The 16,884-nt window shown below is 64.9% G+C and carries 17 protein-coding genes; 3 read left to right on the forward strand and 14 right to left on the reverse strand.

The features are described 5' to 3' along the window. Position 1: 1 nt before the first annotated feature. Genes QM590_RS09975 through QM590_RS09985 form a run of 3 tightly spaced genes read right to left on the reverse strand, consistent with a single transcriptional unit; the run spans position 2 to position 3,025 of the window. Positions 2–952, reverse strand: coding sequence for an AraC-like ligand-binding domain-containing protein (locus tag QM590_RS09975; RefSeq protein ID WP_269594704.1), 951 nt, complete (start codon positions 950–952; stop codon positions 2–4). Positions 953–972: 20 nt separating this feature from the next. Further along, positions 973–1,974, reverse strand: a complete 1,002-nt coding sequence (locus tag QM590_RS09980) for a phenylacetaldoxime dehydratase family protein (RefSeq protein ID WP_269594703.1) — start codon at positions 1,972–1,974, stop codon at positions 973–975. Further along, a complete protein-coding gene (locus tag QM590_RS09985; RefSeq protein WP_269594702.1) occupies positions 1,967–3,025 on the reverse strand; it encodes a carbon-nitrogen hydrolase family protein in 1,059 nt (352 codons plus the stop codon). Before QM590_RS09985 ends, QM590_RS09980 begins: the two co-directional genes overlap by 8 nt. A 291-nt stretch (positions 3,026–3,316) precedes the next feature. Here QM590_RS09985 and styD point away from each other — a divergent pair, with 291 nt between their 5' ends. Beyond that, a complete protein-coding gene (styD, locus tag QM590_RS09990; protein WP_269594701.1) occupies positions 3,317–4,801 on the forward strand; it encodes a phenylacetaldehyde dehydrogenase StyD in 1,485 nt (494 codons plus the stop codon). Positions 4,802–4,855: 54 nt separating this feature from the next. Next, entirely contained in the window at positions 4,856–6,385 is a 1,530-nt protein-coding gene (locus tag QM590_RS09995; RefSeq protein WP_269594700.1) for a GMC family oxidoreductase, read from the forward strand. A gap of 32 nt (positions 6,386–6,417) precedes the next feature. Here the strand turns inward: QM590_RS09995 and QM590_RS10000 are convergent, their stop codons facing one another. From QM590_RS10000 to QM590_RS10050, 11 genes are all read right to left on the reverse strand, one after another. Next, the gene (locus QM590_RS10000; protein WP_269594699.1) at positions 6,418–7,323 is read right to left on the reverse strand and encodes an AraC-like ligand-binding domain-containing protein; all 906 of its coding nucleotides are present in this window, start codon (positions 7,321–7,323) and stop codon (positions 6,418–6,420) included. A gap of 1 nt (position 7,324) precedes the next feature. Then, positions 7,325–8,632 (reverse strand): phenylacetate--CoA ligase PaaK, encoded by a 1,308-nt coding sequence (gene paaK / locus QM590_RS10005; RefSeq protein WP_269594698.1) that lies wholly within the window; start codon positions 8,630–8,632, stop codon positions 7,325–7,327. A 16-nt stretch (positions 8,633–8,648) separates the two neighbouring features. After that, complete coding sequence (paaE, locus tag QM590_RS10010; RefSeq protein ID WP_269594697.1) at positions 8,649–9,743, reverse strand: 1,2-phenylacetyl-CoA epoxidase subunit PaaE; 1,095 nt, start codon at positions 9,741–9,743, stop codon at positions 8,649–8,651. Further along, complete coding sequence (gene paaD, locus QM590_RS10015) at positions 9,743–10,204, reverse strand: 1,2-phenylacetyl-CoA epoxidase subunit PaaD (protein ID WP_373454764.1); 462 nt, start codon at positions 10,202–10,204, stop codon at positions 9,743–9,745. The genes paaE and paaD overlap by 1 nt, the downstream gene beginning before the upstream one ends. A gap of 41 nt (positions 10,205–10,245) precedes the next feature. Then, on the reverse strand, positions 10,246–11,163 hold the full coding sequence (gene paaC, locus QM590_RS10020) for a 1,2-phenylacetyl-CoA epoxidase subunit PaaC (RefSeq protein WP_269594696.1): 918 nt from the start codon (positions 11,161–11,163) through the stop codon (positions 10,246–10,248). 28 nt (positions 11,164–11,191) lie between these two features. Next, on the reverse strand, positions 11,192–11,554 hold the full coding sequence (paaB, locus tag QM590_RS10025) for a 1,2-phenylacetyl-CoA epoxidase subunit PaaB (RefSeq protein WP_094638826.1): 363 nt from the start codon (positions 11,552–11,554) through the stop codon (positions 11,192–11,194). After that, on the reverse strand, positions 11,551–12,498 hold the full coding sequence (gene paaA, locus QM590_RS10030) for a 1,2-phenylacetyl-CoA epoxidase subunit PaaA (protein ID WP_269594695.1): 948 nt from the start codon (positions 12,496–12,498) through the stop codon (positions 11,551–11,553). Before paaA ends, paaB begins: the two co-directional genes overlap by 4 nt. Before the next feature lie 120 nt (positions 12,499–12,618). Then, positions 12,619–13,389 carry an enoyl-CoA hydratase/isomerase family protein gene (locus QM590_RS10035; protein WP_269594694.1) on the reverse strand — a complete coding sequence of 257 codons (771 nt, stop codon included), beginning with the start codon at positions 13,387–13,389 and terminating at the stop codon, positions 12,619–12,621. Beyond that, complete coding sequence (locus tag QM590_RS10040; RefSeq protein WP_094668623.1) at positions 13,386–14,237, reverse strand: 3-hydroxyacyl-CoA dehydrogenase family protein; 852 nt, start codon at positions 14,235–14,237, stop codon at positions 13,386–13,388. The genes QM590_RS10035 and QM590_RS10040 overlap by 4 nt, the downstream gene beginning before the upstream one ends. Continuing rightward, positions 14,234–14,956, reverse strand: coding sequence for an enoyl-CoA hydratase/isomerase family protein (locus QM590_RS10045; RefSeq protein WP_094687555.1), 723 nt, complete (start codon positions 14,954–14,956; stop codon positions 14,234–14,236). The genes QM590_RS10040 and QM590_RS10045 overlap by 4 nt, the downstream gene beginning before the upstream one ends. Then, positions 14,953–16,152: a thiolase family protein gene (locus QM590_RS10050; protein ID WP_269594693.1), complete on the reverse strand. Its 1,200-nt coding sequence runs from the start codon at positions 16,150–16,152 to the stop codon at positions 14,953–14,955. Before QM590_RS10050 ends, QM590_RS10045 begins: the two co-directional genes overlap by 4 nt. Before the next feature lie 110 nt (positions 16,153–16,262). Here QM590_RS10050 and QM590_RS10055 point away from each other — a divergent pair, with 110 nt between their 5' ends. Then, a complete protein-coding gene (locus tag QM590_RS10055) occupies positions 16,263–16,874 on the forward strand; it encodes a TetR/AcrR family transcriptional regulator (RefSeq protein ID WP_032380646.1) in 612 nt (203 codons plus the stop codon). Positions 16,875–16,884: the final 10 nt, after the last annotated feature.

The raw sequence follows: 16,884 nt of genomic DNA on the forward strand, positions 1-16,884 counted from the left end.
CTCACCCGCGGTTGGTGTCGCGAAAGTCCTTGGGAGTGCACCCGAAGCGCGCCCGAAAGGCGCGGCTGAAGTGCGCCGGGTCGGTGAATCCCCACGATGCCGCCAGGGCTCCGATGGTGGTGCGGGCATTCTGTGGCTCGCACAGAGCCCGTTTGACGCCGTCGAGTCGCTGCATCCAGATCCACTCACTGGCGGTACACGGCTCACCGGCGAACGCTCGATGCACCGTACTCAGCGACAAGTGCAGGGAGGCGGCCACTTCCGTCACGGTCAGGTCCGGATCTCTGAGCCGCGCCGTCATCGCACGCTTGATCTCGCCGAGTCTCTCGGACGCTGCATACGGTGCTGGCTTCTCGACCCCGGTCAGCCCGACCAGGCCTGCGACCAGGATGTACTCGACGCTCTGCGACACGGCCTCGGCCGACGCGGTACTCATGTCGGCGTCGTCCATGATCGACGAGATCATGCTCACGAGCAGTTTTCCTGCGCCTTGCCGTCCGGACACCGCCCGCGCGGTCAGCGAACCCGTGTCCCGGACGAGCGTTCGCAGCGTTGCTCCGGGGAGCATCAGCACGTACTGGGCAAACGGGTCGTCGAAGCGAAGACTGTACGGCCGGGTGGTGTCGTAGAGCGCGAAGTCTCCCGGTTGCAGGACCGCCGTGCGGTCGTCCTGGACGACGAACCCCGTTCCCGACGTCTGGACGCTGACCAGAAAGTAGTCGTCACTGGTTCGGGAGATACCTGCAGGCGTCCGCAGCACGGTCTGAGCTGTCGCAGACACTCGCGACAATCCGAGAGTCGCAAGTCCGGTGGACTCGATATGCCCGGTGATGGCCGACGCGTTCTCGGGAATCGTGCACTCGAGATCGACGTACGTCCGACTCACCGCAGCGGTCCAGAAATCGACGCTGTCGGCCAGATCGACGGAGTCGGTGCGCAGCGGATCGGCCATGTCAGGTACCTCCCGTCTCCTCACAGGGTAGAACGCTCCGCAGCGGTACGCAGTAGACCCGTGCGGTCGTGGCAGCCGAAATACTCGAAGTACTGCTCGTCCGCCGCCGCGACGGTCACCTCGTGATAGAGCCGTAGCGACGCCGCGGGCCCCATCGTCGACAGATACTTCAGCGCGGCACCGAAGATGGCGACATGCGTCGGATGCGACTCGGCCCATGCTTCGAGGTCGCTCAGACTGCGCCACCAACTCATGCCGAACGATTTGTCGGTATCGACGCCGTTGTCGTCGACCACCGTCATGTATCGGTTGGCGAAGCAACCGATGTCCAGGCCGTCGTCGCGAAGAAAGTCCATGCCGGCGCGCAACACCGGTTCGACGTCCCGCAGGTACATCTCTCGTTCGGACCCGGCTGTATCGACCCAGTCCTGCCCGGATCGAATGAGGCAGATGTTCTCCTGCGGCACGATCCTGACCCTGTCGCCGTCGCGAGCAAGTTCCGGCTTCCCGCTGGGAGCAAGTGAGTCGCTCTGCGACAACGGGATTCGATCCCGGACCCCGCCCCAGTAGGCATGTTCCTCGATGGAACCACTGAGCGAATCCGTCAGAGTGGCAACACCTTCCATGCGGCCGGTGGAGGAGAAGAGTGTCTCGTAGCGGTCGACGGTCGGTCTGATGATTTCGACGAAGCGGCCTCCGACGCTGGTCCAGTGCCGACCGACGGTATCGAACCAGCGGTCGAACACTGCGACGTCGTCCCAGTAGCCGATGAACACCGTCGTGTCGATGCCCTCCTCGTCGGTGTACCGGGCTCGGTCCCTTCGGGATGGGCCCTCGTCACCCCACGGGGAAGCGTCGGGCATGCCCTGTATTCCGAAGTAGCCCATCACGACTCGTTCGGTGGATACCGGAAAGCGGGCGACGTACGACGGGAAGGGTGGCTGGTAGCCCTCGGGTGTGCGACGCGGACACGACCGGGGAACGACGAGATGGGCGGGAATTGCCGACTCGAGTTCAGACACGAGCGGCGCCCTCGTCGAGAGCGAGCTGCTCGGTGATCTCCAGACGTAGCTCGGCCGCGACGTCCTCGGTGAAGTCGTAGCGCGTATTCGCACCGGGCTGCGTCCCCTGAACGACGCGGTCGCCCGGAGTCTTGTTGAGCCACAACCGTGTCACGTCGGAACGGGAGTAGTGGCCGGCCGGGTCGGCGGCGGCCTTGGCGATCGAAATGAGGCTGGTGTCGATGTCGGCGTAGACGATGCCTTCCGCGTCGGGTGCGAGCGGCTCGTGCATCAGTTGGCCGTCGGGCGCGAAGATGCGGGCATGACCGCCGCCTGCGGTGAGCATCGCGCGCTTGGCGTCGTCGGTGCACATGATGTCGATCATCTCGGGGGAGACGGTCGCGCAGGGACTGATGACGAAGCAGCCGCCTTCGACGGCGTAGATGCGGCTGGCAGCGGTGTTGACCTCCGGCCCGAGGGCGTAGGCCGCGCCGGTGTAGAGCGAGAAGCTGGGCCAGGCACCGATGTGCACCTGCTCGTTCTGGGCGTACATCGCGTACTTCGACAACGGTTGCAGGTGCTCCCAGCAGCACAGTGCGCCGACGCGTCCGAGGTCGGTGTCGTATACCGACAGGTCGGAGCCGTCACCTTCGCCGTACACGGTGCGTTCGACGTGAGTCGGCTTGAGCTTGCGGCGCATCGCGACGGTCTTGCCTTGGGCGTCGATGATCCACTGGGCGATGTAGAGGCTGGCCTTGTATCGCTCGCTCAGGCCCATCACGACCATGATGTGATTGTCCTTGGCGGCCTGCGCAATTCGAGCCGCCTGCGGTGTTCCGTACTCCAGTGAGTTGTCGAAGTAGCGCTGCGTGAACTGAAACCCCCACGCCGGTGCGTCGAGCCAGATGTACCAGGGATAGCCGGGCAGGTAGGTCTCGGGAAATGCGATGAGCTCGGCTCCGGCGCGGGCCGCGTCCTCGATCAGGCCGATCGCCTTGTCGATCGACGCGTCGAGATCGAGAAATACCGGCGCGGCCTGGACTGCTGCGGCGCGAAACTGGTGGTGTGTCATTGCGGGCCTTTCGTATGGGAGGGCACCAGTTTTGCCTGCTGAGAGGCCGATGGATGGCCTCGAAGTGTCGGAATAGTTGACTCTCCGTCGCATGCCAGGGCGGTGAAACACGGCGGTAACCGGGGCCGGGTGTCTCGACACACGATCGTCACGCGAGGAGGTCGATCGGCGGTGCGCATCTACCGCACAATGTGTGCGCGATCACACAAGACCTCCTCGCCTGTCCGGGCGCAGTCTGGACCGGACACGCCACAGGTGCCGCGATCGGCACCCGAGAAGGAGCCAACACACATGACTGCAGTCCAGGAATCGGCCGCACCGTCGTTGCCGACCGACACCGCCACCGAGCTCTACATCGCGGGGCAGTGGCACGGCGCTTCCGACGGAGGCACGTTCACCGACATCAACCCCACGACGGAACAGCCGCTCGCCGAAGTTGCTGCAGCCACCGCGTCGGACGTCGATGCAGCGGTGCGTGCCGCCCGTGCCCAGCTCGGTGGTGAATGGGGCGCGACGCCCGGAGCAGTGCGCGGGAAGCTGCTCAACCGGATTGCCGATCTCATCGAACGTGACGGGGACCTGCTGGCACGGCTCGAGGCTCTCGACGTGGGCAAGCCCGTGGGTCAACCGGCGATGCTCGACATCCCCAATGCCGCAGCCACGTTCCGGCACTTCGCCGGCTGGGCCGACAAGATCACCGGCAGCTCCATCCCCACTGCGGGCTACTTCGGCCAGCCGACGCACTCGTACACCGTCCGTGAGCCGGTGGGCGTCATCGGCATGATCGTTCCCTGGAACACCCCGCTGATGATCGCCGCGTGGAAGCTCGCGCCCGCGTTGGCCGCCGGAAACACCGTGGTCGTCAAGCCGCCGGAGGACGCGCCGTTGTCCATCCTGCATCTGGCTCGTCTGATCGACGAGGCGGGAGTACCTGCCGGAGTGGTCAATGTTGTTCCAGGGCTTGGAGAAGTGACCGGCGACGCGTTGGTCGGGCATCCGGACGTAGACAAGATCAGCTTCACCGGCAGCCCTCGGGTCGGCAAGCTCATCGCCAAGAAAGCTGCCGATACGTTCAAGCGAACCACGCTCGAACTCGGCGGCAAGTCCCCGCAGATCATTCTCGAGGACGCGGATCTCGAGGCGGCGATCAACGGAACCGCGATGGGATTGTTCTTCAACCAGGGCCAGGTGTGTGCGGCCGGGACGCGGGTTCTGGTGCATCGCTCGCTGTACTCGCAGGTGGTCGACGGTCTGGCCGCTGCGGCGTCGGCTCAGGTCCTGGGTGATCCGTTCGATCCGTCGACGACGATGGGCGCGCTGGTCAACGCGAAGCAACGCGACAGCGTGCTGGGGTACATCCAGGCCGGACGCGACGGCGGAGCGCGAGTGGCGGCGGGTGGCGGACGGCCCGACGGCGCAGGGTATTTTGTCGAGCCGACGATCTTCACCGACGCGGACAACGACATGAAGATCGCGCAGGAGGAAATTTTCGGCCCCGTCGGCACGGTGATTCCGTTCGATACCGCCGACGAGGCCATCGCCGTCGCCAACGGCACGGTGTACGGACTGGCCGCGAGCATCTGGACCCGCGACGTGTCGAGGGCGCACACCCTGGCTGCGCAGGTTCGGTCCGGCGCTGTGTGGGTGAACGGTTGGGCCGCAATCGATCCCGCCCTCCCCTGGGGCGGTATGAAATCCAGTGGCACGGGCCGTGAACTCGGATGGGCCGGTATCGAGGCCAACACCGAGGAAAAAGTCGTCACGATCGTTCTGTAGACGGGCCCGTAGAAGACACCCCCACAATCGCACCAGCACAAAAGGATCGACGTCATGACAGATAAATCGACCGACTACATCGTCGTCGGAGCAGGATCAGCAGGAAGCGTCATCGCGCGGCGCTTGCTCGATGCCGGGCATACCGTGCACGTGATCGAAGCCGGACCGGTGGATACCGACCCGGCGATCCACTCACCCCAGGGCTGGCCGACGCTGCTCGGCGGATCACAGGACTGGGGACTGTTCACCACCCCGCAGAAGCACGCGAACGATCGGCGGATCTTCTGGCCGCGTGGACGCGTACTCGGCGGCAGCTCGTCCCTCAACGGAATGATCTACGTCCGAGGACATTCCAGCGACTACGACGGGTGGGCGTCCGCCACCGGCGATGCCGGGTGGTCGTGGGAGAACGTGCTGCCCCTGTTCAAGCGCTCGGAGTCACACGAGCTCGGAGCCAACGAGTTCCACGGCGGCGACGGGCCACTGCCGGTGTCCATCATGGGCACCCCGCATCCACTGGCGGCGGCCTTCGTGGATGCGGCCGTCGAGCACGGGCACAAGCTCATCGACGACTTCAACGCCGACGAGATGGTGGGCGCGGGCTACAACCACACCACCACCCGTGACGGTGAGCGGATGAGCGCGTGGAAGAGTTTCGTCGGGCCGGTGCTGAACAATCCCGATCTGACCGTCACCACCGGTGCGCTCGTCCACAAGGTGGTGCTCGAGAACGGACGAGCGGTGGGAATCGAGTTCAGTCGCGGCGGCTCCGAAGTACAGCGTGCGTTCGCCGACCACGAGGTGGTCCTGTGCGGTGGAGCCCTCGGCTCACCGAAAACGTTGATGCTCAGTGGAATCGGGCCATCGGATCACCTGTCTGCTATCGGGGTCGACACAGTCGTGGACCTGCCCGGCGTCGGCGAGAACCTGCACGACCATCTGCTGCTCAGCAACATCTACGAGTCACTCGAGCCGCTCGCGGCCGGCACCAACAACCTGCTCGAGGCGCAGTTGTACGCCCGCAGCACAGGATGGGTCGGCGCCGCACCGGATCTGCAGCCGCTGTTCATGCACATTCCGTACCCGGCAGACGGATACCCGGTGCCAGAGAACGGCTACACCATCGCACCCGGCATCGTCGCTCCCCGCTCGCGGGGGACCCTGCGGCTGGCGTCCTCGGACCCGAGCGAACTACCGCTGGCGGATCCGAACATCCTGGCCGATCCGTACGACCTCGAAGCGATGGTCGACGCGGTGGAAATCTGCCGCGAGATCGGTGCCTCCGACGCATTCGCACCCTGGCGCAAGGCCGAGGTGGTTCCAGGACCGAGCGCGCGCACCCGCGACGATCTGCGAGCCTACGTCCGCCAGACCGCGGGTACGTATCACCACCAGGTCGGAACCTGCAAGATGGGAGCCGAGTCGGACGCGAATTCCGTTGTCGGAGCTGATCTTCGAGTGCGAGGAGTCGACGGCCTACGAGTCGCGGACGCGTCTGTCATGCCGACGGTGCCGTCGGGCAACACCAACGCGCCGTCCATCATGGTCGGTGAACGCGCCTCGGATCTGATTCTCGGGGCGTGATTCGTGGTCGGGTGAGGGCGGCGGGTACGCCCTCACCCGGCGCGATACTCGCGCGGCGACATGCCGTACGTCTCCTTGAACAGTTTCGAGAAGTTCGATGAATCGATCAAACCGTTTCGCGCGCAGATGGTTCCGATGCTGTCTGCCGCGAAGCGGGGGTCGCGTAGTTCGCGGTGGCATCGGTCGAGTCGCCTGGATCTGATCCAGCCGGCCACGGTACGGCCGTCGGACTCGAACAACTTCTGCAAGTAGCGCGTCGAAATATGCAGTCGCGCAGCGATCGACGCCGTGGACAGTGTGGGATCGGACAGATGCGACTCGACGAGGCTCTTGGCCTCGATCAGTAGCGTGGAACCCGGCGCATCGTGGGGAGCCGCATCGTCGAGAGCAGCACAGAGAAGGTCGAGCACCGCGTTCTCGAGCATCGGCGTCGCCGGCAGTGTTCCGTCTGCGGCGTTGCGGCGCAAATTGAACAGAAACGGCGAAACCAACGCGCCGACGCCGTGATCGCCCTCGATGCGACGCGCGGCAACAGTCGTCAACTCACGGGAATCGATGCGGAGCGCGTCGCGGGGGAACATCACCACGAACATCTCGAAGTCTCCGACGAAATGCAGATCGTACGGGGCACTGGTGTCGTACACCGCGAAGTCGCCCGGCTCCAGCACGGCCTCGCGGTCGTTCTGAACCAGCGTGCCGCGGCCGGTCAATTGCAGTCCGACCTTGATCAGGCCGGGATCGGCACGCTTGATGGTGGCGCGGGTGCGCCGCACGTCCACCTCGCGCCCGGCGACCTCGCTCAGTTGCAGCGATCCCAACGTCGACGACACCAGGGTGCCCTGGAACGGAGACTGCCCGGTGGACACAGCGTCGAGCGGCACGAACGCCGTCGAGACGTTCTCGCGCCATTGCTCGAAATCCTGTGCCACCGGGCTCATGTCATACGACCGGGCGGTTGTCGATCAGCCTGCGGGCCTTACCGATCGAACGCTCCAACGCCGCCTGCGGCAGTACGTCGACGTTCACCGTCACACCGATCCGATTCTTGACCAGCTTCTGCAGCGTCACGCCAAGGCCGGCGTACTGATCGGACGGCACATCGGGCCTGGCCTCGACCCGCACCGTCAGGGAATCCATTCGGCCTGCGCGATCGAGTACACATTGGAACTGAGGTGCGAGTGCGGGGACACCCAGGATGAGCTCCTCGATCTGCGTCGGGAAGAGATTGACGCCGCGCAGGATGATCATGTCGTCGGTCCGGCCGGTGACCTTCTGCATCCGACGCATCGTGCGGGCCGTGCCCGGCAGCAGACGCGTCAGATCCCGGGTGCGATACCGCACGATCGGCATCGCTTCCTTGGTCAGGGAAGTGAACACCAATTCACCCTCCTCGCCGTCGGGCAGAACTTCGCCGGTCACCGGATCGATGATCTCCGGGTAGAAATGATCCTCCCAGATGTGCAGTCCGTCCTTGGTTTCGACGCATTCCATCGCCACACCCGGTCCCATCACCTCGGACAGGCCGTAGATGTCGACGGCATCCATCGCCAGAGTGTTCTCGATTTCGGTGCGCATCTCCTCGGTCCACGGCTCGGCACCGAACACTCCGGTCTTCAGCGACGTCTTCGCGGGATCGATCCCCTTCTTCACCATGGCGTCGACAATCGTCAGCATGTAGGACGGGGTGACCAGGATGGCGTCGGGTTCGAAGTCCTGGATCAGTTGGATCTGACGATCGGTCATGCCACCGGACATCGGAATGACCGTGCAGCCGAGTCGTTCTGCGCCATAGTGTGCGCCGAGCCCGCCGGTGAACAGTCCGTACCCGTAGGCCACGTGCACCTTGTCCGACGGCTTGACGCCACCCGCGCGGAGACTGCGGGCGATCAGATCGGCCCAGTTGTCGATGTCCTTGGCGGTGTAGCCGACGACGGTCGGGCGACCGGTGGTGCCCGAGGATGCATGAATGCGCGAGACCTGGTTCTGCGGTACGGCGAACATGCCGAACGGGTAGTTGGCCCGCAGGTCCTGCTTGGACGTGAAGGGGAACTTCGCCAGATCGCTCAGGTCCTTCAGGTCGCTGGGATGCACTCCTGCATCGTCGAAGGCCTTCTTGTAGTGCGCCACATTGTCGTAGGCGTGTTGCAGTGACCACCGCAGACGCTCCAACTGGAGAGCGGATATCCGGTCGCGAGAAGCGAACTCGATGTCGGGGGTGTCGGTGGGGGTGGACAAGACGCTGGTCATGGCAGTCTCCGGGGGATCAGGCGTCGAAGTCGACGGTGACGGTGTCGCTGACGGGGAAGGTTTGGCAGGTGAGTACGAAGCCGGCGTCGACCTCGTTGTCCTCGAGCGCATAGTTGCGACGCATGTCGACGTCGCCGAAGGTCACCTTCGCACGGCACGTGCCGCACACTCCGCCCTTGCAGGCGAACGGAAGATCGGAGCGCAGCTGCTCTCCCGCGTCGAGAATCGACTCGTCCTGAGGCAGTGCGCCTTTCACCTCACGGCCGTCGAGGATGATGGTGACCTCGCTGCTGGGCCCGGTGACGCCGGGCTCACGGTGCTTCTCCTGCGGCGGCGGAATGTCGTCGACGTAGAACAGTTCGTGGTGAATGCTGCTCTTGGCGACACCAAGCTCCTTCAGCACGTCCTGTGCGTCGTTGACCATCCCGAAGGGGCCACACAACCAGAAATGATCGATGTCCGGTGTGGCGACGACAGTGTCGAGTATTTCGCGCAAGCGCTCGGCATCGAGCCTGCCGCTGAACAACTCGACCTCACGCGGTTCGCGGGACAGGACATGAATGATGTCGAATCGACTGCCGTACTGGTCTTTGAGGTCGGCTATCTCCTCGGCGAACATCACCGTACGTGTGCGCCGATTGCCGTACAGAAGAACCACTTCGGCATCGGGGTTGGCGAGCACGGAGGCCGCGATCGACAGCATCGGGGTGATGCCGGATCCGGCCGCGATGAGAACGTGCCTGCCCGCCACTGCCGGGTCTGCATGGAAATTTCCGGTCGGACCCTGAACGTCGATGCGGTCGCCGGCCTTTACCTCGCGGACGAGCCAGGACGAGAAGAGGCCATCGCTGACCTCGCGAACGCCGACGCGGGGACGCGAGCCCGCGGGTGCACAGATCGAGTAGGAGCGGCGATGCTCGACACCGTCGATCGTGCGGCTGAGCATCAGTGACTGACCCGGCTTGAAGTCGAATTCCTCGCGCAGATCCTCCGGTACGTCGAAGGTGACGGCCACTGCGTCGTCGCACAGTGATTCCACATCGGCGACGGTCAGGGTGTGAAACGGCTTGTTGCGCTGGGTCTTCTGTACGGGCTCGGCGGTGACGGTCATCAGATTTCCTTGACGTGGTCGAAGGGTTCGAGGCAGTCGTCGCACCGGTACTGTGCCTTGCACAGCGTCGCGCCGAACTCCGACGTCAGACGGGTGTTGACGGAACTGCACTGCGGGCAGGCGATCTCACGGGGTTTGACCGTCAGGGTCAACGGAACCGGACCGGAGGTTCGGGTCGGAGCAGGACCGGGCGTCGAGTAACCGGATTCGCGTAGCTTGCGCAGACCCTCCTCGGAAATCCAGTCGGTACTCCACGCCGGGGTCAAGCTGGTGACGATCTCGACGTCGGAGTACCCGTGATCGGTCAGCTTGTGCGCGATGTCGTCGCGCATCGTCGCCATCGCCGGGCACCCCGAGTACGTCGGGGTGATGGTGACGAGCACGCTGCCGTCCTCGCGGACTTCGACGTCACGGAGGACGCCGAGGTCGTCGAGGGTGAGCAGCGGCATCTCGGGATCCATCACGGTAGCGGCGATCTCACGCGCCGTTCGTTGAAGTGTGGTCACCAGACTCCCTCCGGATGTGCCCTGGCAACGACCTGCATCTCGGCGATCAACGGCCCGAAGGCTTCGGTATGAATTCCACGTCGACCTCCGCGGCCGCCGATGGTCCCGACGGATTTACCCTCGGGTGCCTCGAGCTCCGCGGCGTGCAGAACCTGTGCGAGAACGGAATCGAACTCCTCGCGAACATCCCGAGGGTCGACGGCAACGCCCACCTCGGCCAGGGCGATCTCCTCGTCCGTGGGGAGAAACAGCTCGGAGACATACGGCCAGATTCTGGTCACGGCGTCGCGCACTCGTTGCTTGGATTCATCGGTTCCGCAACCCAGCGTCACGACCCAGCGTGCGGCGTAATCACGATGGTAGGTCAGCTCTTTGACGCCCTTGCTCGCGACAGCGGCCAGAACCGGATCGCGAGACTCCTGCAGACGAGTGAAGACGGCGAGCCGCCACGTCGCGAACACCAGCAGGCGGACCTGGGATTTCGCGAAGTCACCGTTGTCGAGTTCGGTGAGTCGCACGCACCGGAAATCTGCCTCGTCGCGGAAGAACGACAGTGCATCCTCGGCCGGTGCGGGAGAGGTGTCCGAAATGAACGGCACCACCGTCGGGTCTGCTTTGGCGGCGCGGGCCAGCAGCAGCCGAGCCTGGCCGAGGAGATCGAGGCCGACGTTGGCCAGGGCCACTTCCTCTTCGAGCTCCGGTGCGCGGGTGCTCCACTGCGCCAGTCGCTGCGAGCTGATCAGCGCGTCGTCGCCGAGCATGAGGCAGTATGCGGCAAGGGCTTTCAGGTCGACGTCGTCGGGGACGGTGGTGTCGACTCCGGCGAGCGGATCGTCGAAACTCGTTCCGAATGCCCACTGCCCGTGTGAATCCTCGTCGACGAGGCCCTCGTAGGCGCTGTCGTGATCAGTCATCAGTGCTTGTCCTCTTGAAGAATGGGTCTCACATGTGCGGGACGTTGTCGGGGATCTCGTAGAACGTCGGGTGGCGGTACACCTTGTCGCCACTCGGTGCGAAGAAGGGATCCTTCTCCGACGGGGACGACGCGACGATGGAGTTGGACGGAACCACCCAGATGCTGACGCCCTCGTTGCGACGGGTGTAGACGTCGCGGGCGTGCCGCAGTGCCATGTGGTCGTCGGCGGCGTGCAGCGATCCGACATGCACGTGGTTCAGGCCGCGCTTTCCGCGCAGGAACACCTCGTACAACGGCCAATCGGCCTTGACGGCTTCTCTTTTCGGCTCGACCGGAACGTTGTCGGTGGGAACTGCTCCGTGGCCGCCCTCGGCGGTGAACTCGCTCATGATGCTGCGTTCCTTGCTGCGAATGCGGTTGCGGCCTCACGGACCCAGGCACCGCCGTCGTGCGCTGCGCGACGGTTCGCGATGCGCTCGACGTTGGAGGCGCCGTTGCCCTTGATCACCTGCATGAACTCGGACCAGTCGGGCTCGCCGAAATCGTGCGACTGACGTTCTTCGTTCCACTTCAGATCCGGGTCCGGGAACGTGACACCCAGAGCGTTCGCCTGCGGGATCGACATGTCGACGAAGCGTTGGCGCAGTTCGTCGTTGGTGTGACGCTTGATGCCCCACTTCATGGACTGCTCGGTGTTGGGGGACTCGTCGTCCGGCGGGCCGAACATCATCAGTGCCGGCCACCACCAGCGATTCACCGACTCCTGAACCATGGCGCGCTGCTCGTCGGTGCCGCGCATCATGGTGGCGAGCAGTTCGTAACCCTGGCGCTGATGGAAGGATTCTTCCTTGCAGACGCGGATCATCGCGCGCGCGTACGGCCCGAAGCTGCTGCGGCACAGGGGAACCTGATTGCAGATCGCCGCACCGTCGACGAGCCAACCGATGGTGCCCACGTCGGCGTACGTGAGGGTGGGGTAGTTGAAGATCGAGGAGTACTTCTGCTTGCCCTCGATGAGCTTGACCGTCAGGTCGGCGCGGTCCGCTCCGAGCGTCTCCGCGGCGGAGTAGAGGTAGAGGCCGTGGCCGGCCTCGTCCTGCACCTTGGCCATCAGAATCGCTTTGCGGCGCAGCGACGGCGCGCGGGTGAGCCAATTGCCCTCCGGCTGCATTCCGATGATCTCGGAATGCGCGTGCTGGGCGATCTGCCGAATGAGCGACTTGCGATAGCCGTCGGGCATCCAGTCTCGCGGCTCGACGCGCTGCTCACGGGCAACGGTCTCGTCGAACCCGTCCTGCAGCGTTACGGCGGACAGGGTGTTTGACGTGGTCATAAGTCCTACTTTCATTACCGAATGATCGGTTGGTAACCAGTATGCCTCGAAGTGACCCCGGGCACAAGAGCGGCTGCGCCGCACGTGCGCGAAACTTCGTAGCAGGGGTCGAGTTTCTGTTCACATGCCGACGAAGGAGGCTCTCGTCTTGTTCAGGAACGCGTCGACGGCGGCCTTGTGGTCCTGCGTCTGTCCCAGAGCGGTCTGTGCCTGAGCCTCGCGGTCCAAGGCGTCGGACAGTCCGGATCGAGCGATCAGCGTCTTGACCTGCTCGTAGGCCTGGGTGGGGCCGGCAGCGAGGGAGGTGGCGAGCGTGCGCGCGGTCTCGAGTACGTCCCCGTCCTCGACGACGCGATGCACCAGACCCCAGTCGAGGGCCTGCGCGGCAGTGACCCTGTCACCGAGCAGCATCAGACCCGCGGCCCGGCTCGATCCCAGCGCCTCGACCAACGTGTAGCTCAACCCCGAGTCGCTGGCCAGGGCGATGCCGGTGAACGCCGTCGCGAAGGAGGACTTCGTGCCGGCCACTCGAATGTCTCCGGCGAGTGCAATGCCGAGACCTGCGCCGACGCATGCGCCGGGGATGGCCACGACGATCGGCACTTCGAGCGCAGCCAGTCCGCGGATCACCGGGTTGTAGTGCTCGCCGACGGTATCCATCGCCGTGGCCGGATCGGCCTCGAGTGCGGTGACATGCTCGCCGAGATCCTGGCCGACGCAGAAATTCTTGCCCTCCGCGGTGATGAGCACGGCGCGCACCTCGGGTGCAACGGCCTTCTGGACGGCTTCCGCCAACGCGACCTTCGTCGCGACGTCGAGGGCGTTGTGTGCCTCGGAGCGCGCGAGGGTGATGGTCGCCAAGCCGTCGGTGATGTCGAACCGTACCGTCATGTGTTCGTCCAATCGTGAAAGCCGCGACCGGACTTGCGTCCGATGTCGCCGCGAGCAACCATGTCTCGCAACAACTGCGGGGGAGTGAACCTGTCGCCGAGGGTCGACGCCAGGTGTTCTGCGATGGCGAGCCGAACGTCCAACCCGACGAGGTCGGTCGACCGCAACGGTCCCATCGGATGCTTGTAGCCGAGTTCCATCGCGCGATCGATGGATTCGGCGTCGGCGACGCCTTCCTCCAACATCCGAATGGCTTCGAGCCCGAGGCAGACTCCGAGCCGCGAGGTCGCGAAGCCGGGGGAGTCGTTGACGAGCACCTCGGTCTTGCCCAGGAGCGACACCCACTGCTGTACTCGCTGCACCACGTCCGCGGAGGTGGCGGGAGCGCGCACGATCTCGACGAGAGTCGACGCCGGAACCGGGTTGAAGAAGTGCATCCCGATGAAGCGGCTCGGATCACTCAGTGCTGCGCCGAGTTCGGCGATGGAGATAGAGCTGGTGTTCGACGCGATGACCGCATTTTCCGATGCGACTTTGTCTATCAGAGCCAACACCTCGACCTTGAGCGCCGGAATCTCGGGCACGGCTTCGACCACCAGGTCGAGGTCGGCGGGTAGGTCCGCGGGCCCGGCGACGGTGGAGACCCGCGCGAGAATCGCAGCGGGATCCTCACTGAGTTTGCCGCGCTCGTGCGCCCGATCCAACCCGGTCGAGACTCGACCGAGGGCCGCTTCTTGGTCGGCGGCTTCGGCGATGACGACGGTGGAACCGAGGGCGGCGAATACCTGCGCGATGCCTGCACCCATGCGGCCGCCACCGACCACTGCCACCTTTGATGGAGCTGTCATTTCTTCTTCTCCAGAAATGCCGTCATTCGGCGTTGTTTGTCTTCGGTCTCGAACAGAACAGCCTGCGCGATGTCGTCGGCCCACGGGTGTGAACCGGGCGCATCGAGAATTTTCTTGGTCAGCTTCAGTGCCAGCGGTGCTTGTTTGGCAATGCGATCCGCGAGGGAATGCGCCGCAGCCAACGGCTCGTCGACGACGTCCAGTACCAGTCCGGAGCGCAGTGCCACCTCGGCGTCGAGCGTGCGGCCACCGAGGAGTACCTGCTTGGCGACGGACACTCCCACCAAAGTCGGCAACCGGTAGCTGGCCCCGGCAGCAGCCATGATGCCCAGTCCCGGTTCGGGATTGCCGAACACCGCCGTCGGCGACGCGATACGGATGTCGCAGGCGTAGGACAGTTCTGCTCCACCGCCGAGGGCGTACCCCCGGACTGCGGCGATCGTCGGCAGGGGTAGTGCGGCGATGCGGTCGAACAGGTTTCGGTTGATGCCGCGCAATGCGTCGTCGCGGGTGCGGGCGCGCAGCTGGTTGATGTCGGCACCGCCGGCGAAATGCTCGCCCTGCCCCGTCAGGATGACGATCTTGGGATCCTGCTCCACGAGCGCGCACACCTCGTGCAACTCGCCGATCATCTCGGAATCGATTGCGTTGCGCTGCTTCTCGCGATTCAGTGTGACGACAACCCGGTCGGTCAGCTCCTCCACGACAAGTGTGTTCACGGTGCCTCGATCAACATCGACACGCCTTGCCCGACGCCGACGCACAGCGTTGCGAGCCCGCGGGACGCCTTCTCACGTTCCATGCGGCCCAACAGCGTCAACAGGATTCGAGCACCGGAGGAACCTAAGGGGTGGCCGAGGGCGATGGCCCCGCCGTCGGCATTGACGATGTCCTCGTTCAGTTTCAACTGGCGGATGACGCCGAGTGACTGCGCCGCGAAGGCCTCGTTGAGCTCGACGGCACCGAGGTCGTCGGCAGACCACCCGGCGAGAGCGAGTGCCTTCTGTGTGGACGGCACCGGCCCGAGTCCCATGATGTGCGGTGCGATGCCTGCGCTCGCACTGGTGACGATGCGGCCCCGTACCTCGAGGCCGTACTTGTTCACGGCCTCCTCGGAGGCCACCACCAGCGCCGACGCACCGTCGGTGAACGGTGAGGACGTTCCGGCGGTGACGATGCCGTTCTTGCGGAACACGGTCTTCAGCGTGCCGAGCTTCTCGAGTGTGGTTCCGCGTCGCGGTGTCTCGTCCTCGGTGACCTCGCCGTTCTTGGTCGTGACGGGCACGATCTCATCGGCGAAGCGTCCGGCATCCTGGGCGGCGATGGCACGCTGCTGACTGCGGAATGCGAAGGCATCGGACTCTTCGCGGGTGATGCCCTCGCTGAGCGCGACCTCCTCGGCGGTTTCGCCCATCGACAGGGTGATCTTGGGATCGGTCCCCGCGTCGTGGGAAGCGAAGGTCGGATTGGTGAAGCGCCAGCCGAAGGAGGTATCGAAGATCTCGCCCGGCTTGGCCCACGCGGTTCCCGGCTTGGCCATGACCCAGGGCGCGCGCGTCATGGACTCGACGCCACCGGCCACGATGATCTCGGCCTCACCGCTCCGAATGGTGCTCGCGGCGTTGGCGACTGCGGTCAGTCCGCTCGCACACAGACGGTTGACGGTGTAACCCGGCACGGTGTGGGGGAGTCCTGCGAGCAGAACTGCCATTCTGGCCACATCGCGATTGTCCTCGCCTGCCTGGTTCGCCGCACCGAGAATCACCTCGTCGATTCGGTCGACGGGAACGCCCGCGCGCCGGACCGCCTCGGCGACGACGATCGCGGCCAGGTCGTCGGGGCGCACGGTCGACAGCGCACCGCCGTAGCGTCCGTGCGGGGTGCGTGCGCCGGCCACCAGAAATACTTCGCCCACTTCGAACTCCTTCGTACGGTTGCGTCATTGATAACCGAACATTCGGTCGTTTGGCAAGGTCTGCTGCCCGTGGTGCTGTGGAATCGGCCATCGGCTGAGAAGATGTGGCAATGACAACCGCACGCGCGCCGCGCAAGACCGGACAGCCAGGGCGGCCGGGATACGACCTCGATTCCCTCCTGGCAGTGGCGGTCAAGGTCTTCAACGACCGCGGATACGACGGCACCAGCATGGAAGTTCTGGCGAAGCGGCTCGGTATCACCAAGTCCTCGATCTATCACCACGTGTCCGGCAAGTCCGAGTTGCTCGAACTCGCGCTGTCGCGGGCCCTCAATGCACTGTTCGCCGTCACGACCGAGGATCGGGCGACAACCGGGCGATACATCGACCGCCTCGAATACCTGGTGCGACGCAGCGTGGACATCCTGTGTGCCGAACTGCCCTACGTCACGCTGCTGCTGCGAGTCCGCGGCAACACCGACGTCGAGCGACGGGCCCTCGCCCGTCGCCGCGAGTTCGATTCCTTCGTCACCGGGCTCGTGGTCGCCGCCGCCGAGGAAGGCGACCTGCGTCCCGGTGTCGACCCGGCACTGGCGTCGAAGCTGGTATTCGGCACGGTCAACTCGCTCATCGAGTGGTACCGCCCGCGCACCGGTGGATCGGTCGAGGAATTGGCCGACGCCGTGGTGGCGCTGACCTTCGACGGGTTGCGTCGAACGTAGCCGGACAAGT

This window comes from Rhodococcus sp. IEGM 1372 (assembly GCF_030056835.1).
Lineage (GTDB): Bacteria > Actinomycetota > Actinomycetes > Mycobacteriales > Mycobacteriaceae > Rhodococcoides.

What these genes read in the sequence shown, in the direction of transcription:
- QM590_RS09975 (WP_269594704.1), bottom strand. Translation starts at nt 952, where the DNA reads ATGGCCGATCCGCTGCGCACCGACTCCGTCGATCTGGCCGACAGCGTC.
- QM590_RS09985 (WP_269594702.1), bottom strand. Translation starts at nt 3,025, where the DNA reads ATGACACACCACCAGTTTCGCGCCGCAGCAGTCCAGGCCGCGCCGGTA.
- styD (WP_269594701.1), top strand. Translation starts at nt 3,317, where the DNA reads ATGACTGCAGTCCAGGAATCGGCCGCACCGTCGTTGCCGACCGACACC.
- QM590_RS09995 (WP_269594700.1), top strand. Translation starts at nt 4,856, where the DNA reads ATGACAGATAAATCGACCGACTACATCGTCGTCGGAGCAGGATCAGCA.
- QM590_RS10000 (WP_269594699.1), bottom strand. Translation starts at nt 7,323, where the DNA reads ATGAGCCCGGTGGCACAGGATTTCGAGCAATGGCGCGAGAACGTCTCG.
- paaK (WP_269594698.1), bottom strand. Translation starts at nt 8,632, where the DNA reads ATGACCAGCGTCTTGTCCACCCCCACCGACACCCCCGACATCGAGTTC.
- paaE (WP_269594697.1), bottom strand. Translation starts at nt 9,743, where the DNA reads ATGACCGTCACCGCCGAGCCCGTACAGAAGACCCAGCGCAACAAGCCG.
- paaD (WP_373454764.1), bottom strand. Translation starts at nt 10,204, where the DNA reads ATGGATCCCGAGATGCCGCTGCTCACCCTCGACGACCTCGGCGTCCTC.
- paaC (WP_269594696.1), bottom strand. Translation starts at nt 11,163, where the DNA reads ATGACTGATCACGACAGCGCCTACGAGGGCCTCGTCGACGAGGATTCA.
- paaB (WP_094638826.1), bottom strand. Translation starts at nt 11,554, where the DNA reads ATGAGCGAGTTCACCGCCGAGGGCGGCCACGGAGCAGTTCCCACCGAC.
- paaA (WP_269594695.1), bottom strand. Translation starts at nt 12,498, where the DNA reads ATGACCACGTCAAACACCCTGTCCGCCGTAACGCTGCAGGACGGGTTC.
- QM590_RS10035 (WP_269594694.1), bottom strand. Translation starts at nt 13,389, where the DNA reads ATGACGGTACGGTTCGACATCACCGACGGCTTGGCGACCATCACCCTC.
- QM590_RS10040 (WP_094668623.1), bottom strand. Translation starts at nt 14,237, where the DNA reads ATGACAGCTCCATCAAAGGTGGCAGTGGTCGGTGGCGGCCGCATGGGT.
- QM590_RS10055 (WP_032380646.1), top strand. Translation starts at nt 16,263, where the DNA reads ATGACAACCGCACGCGCGCCGCGCAAGACCGGACAGCCAGGGCGGCCG.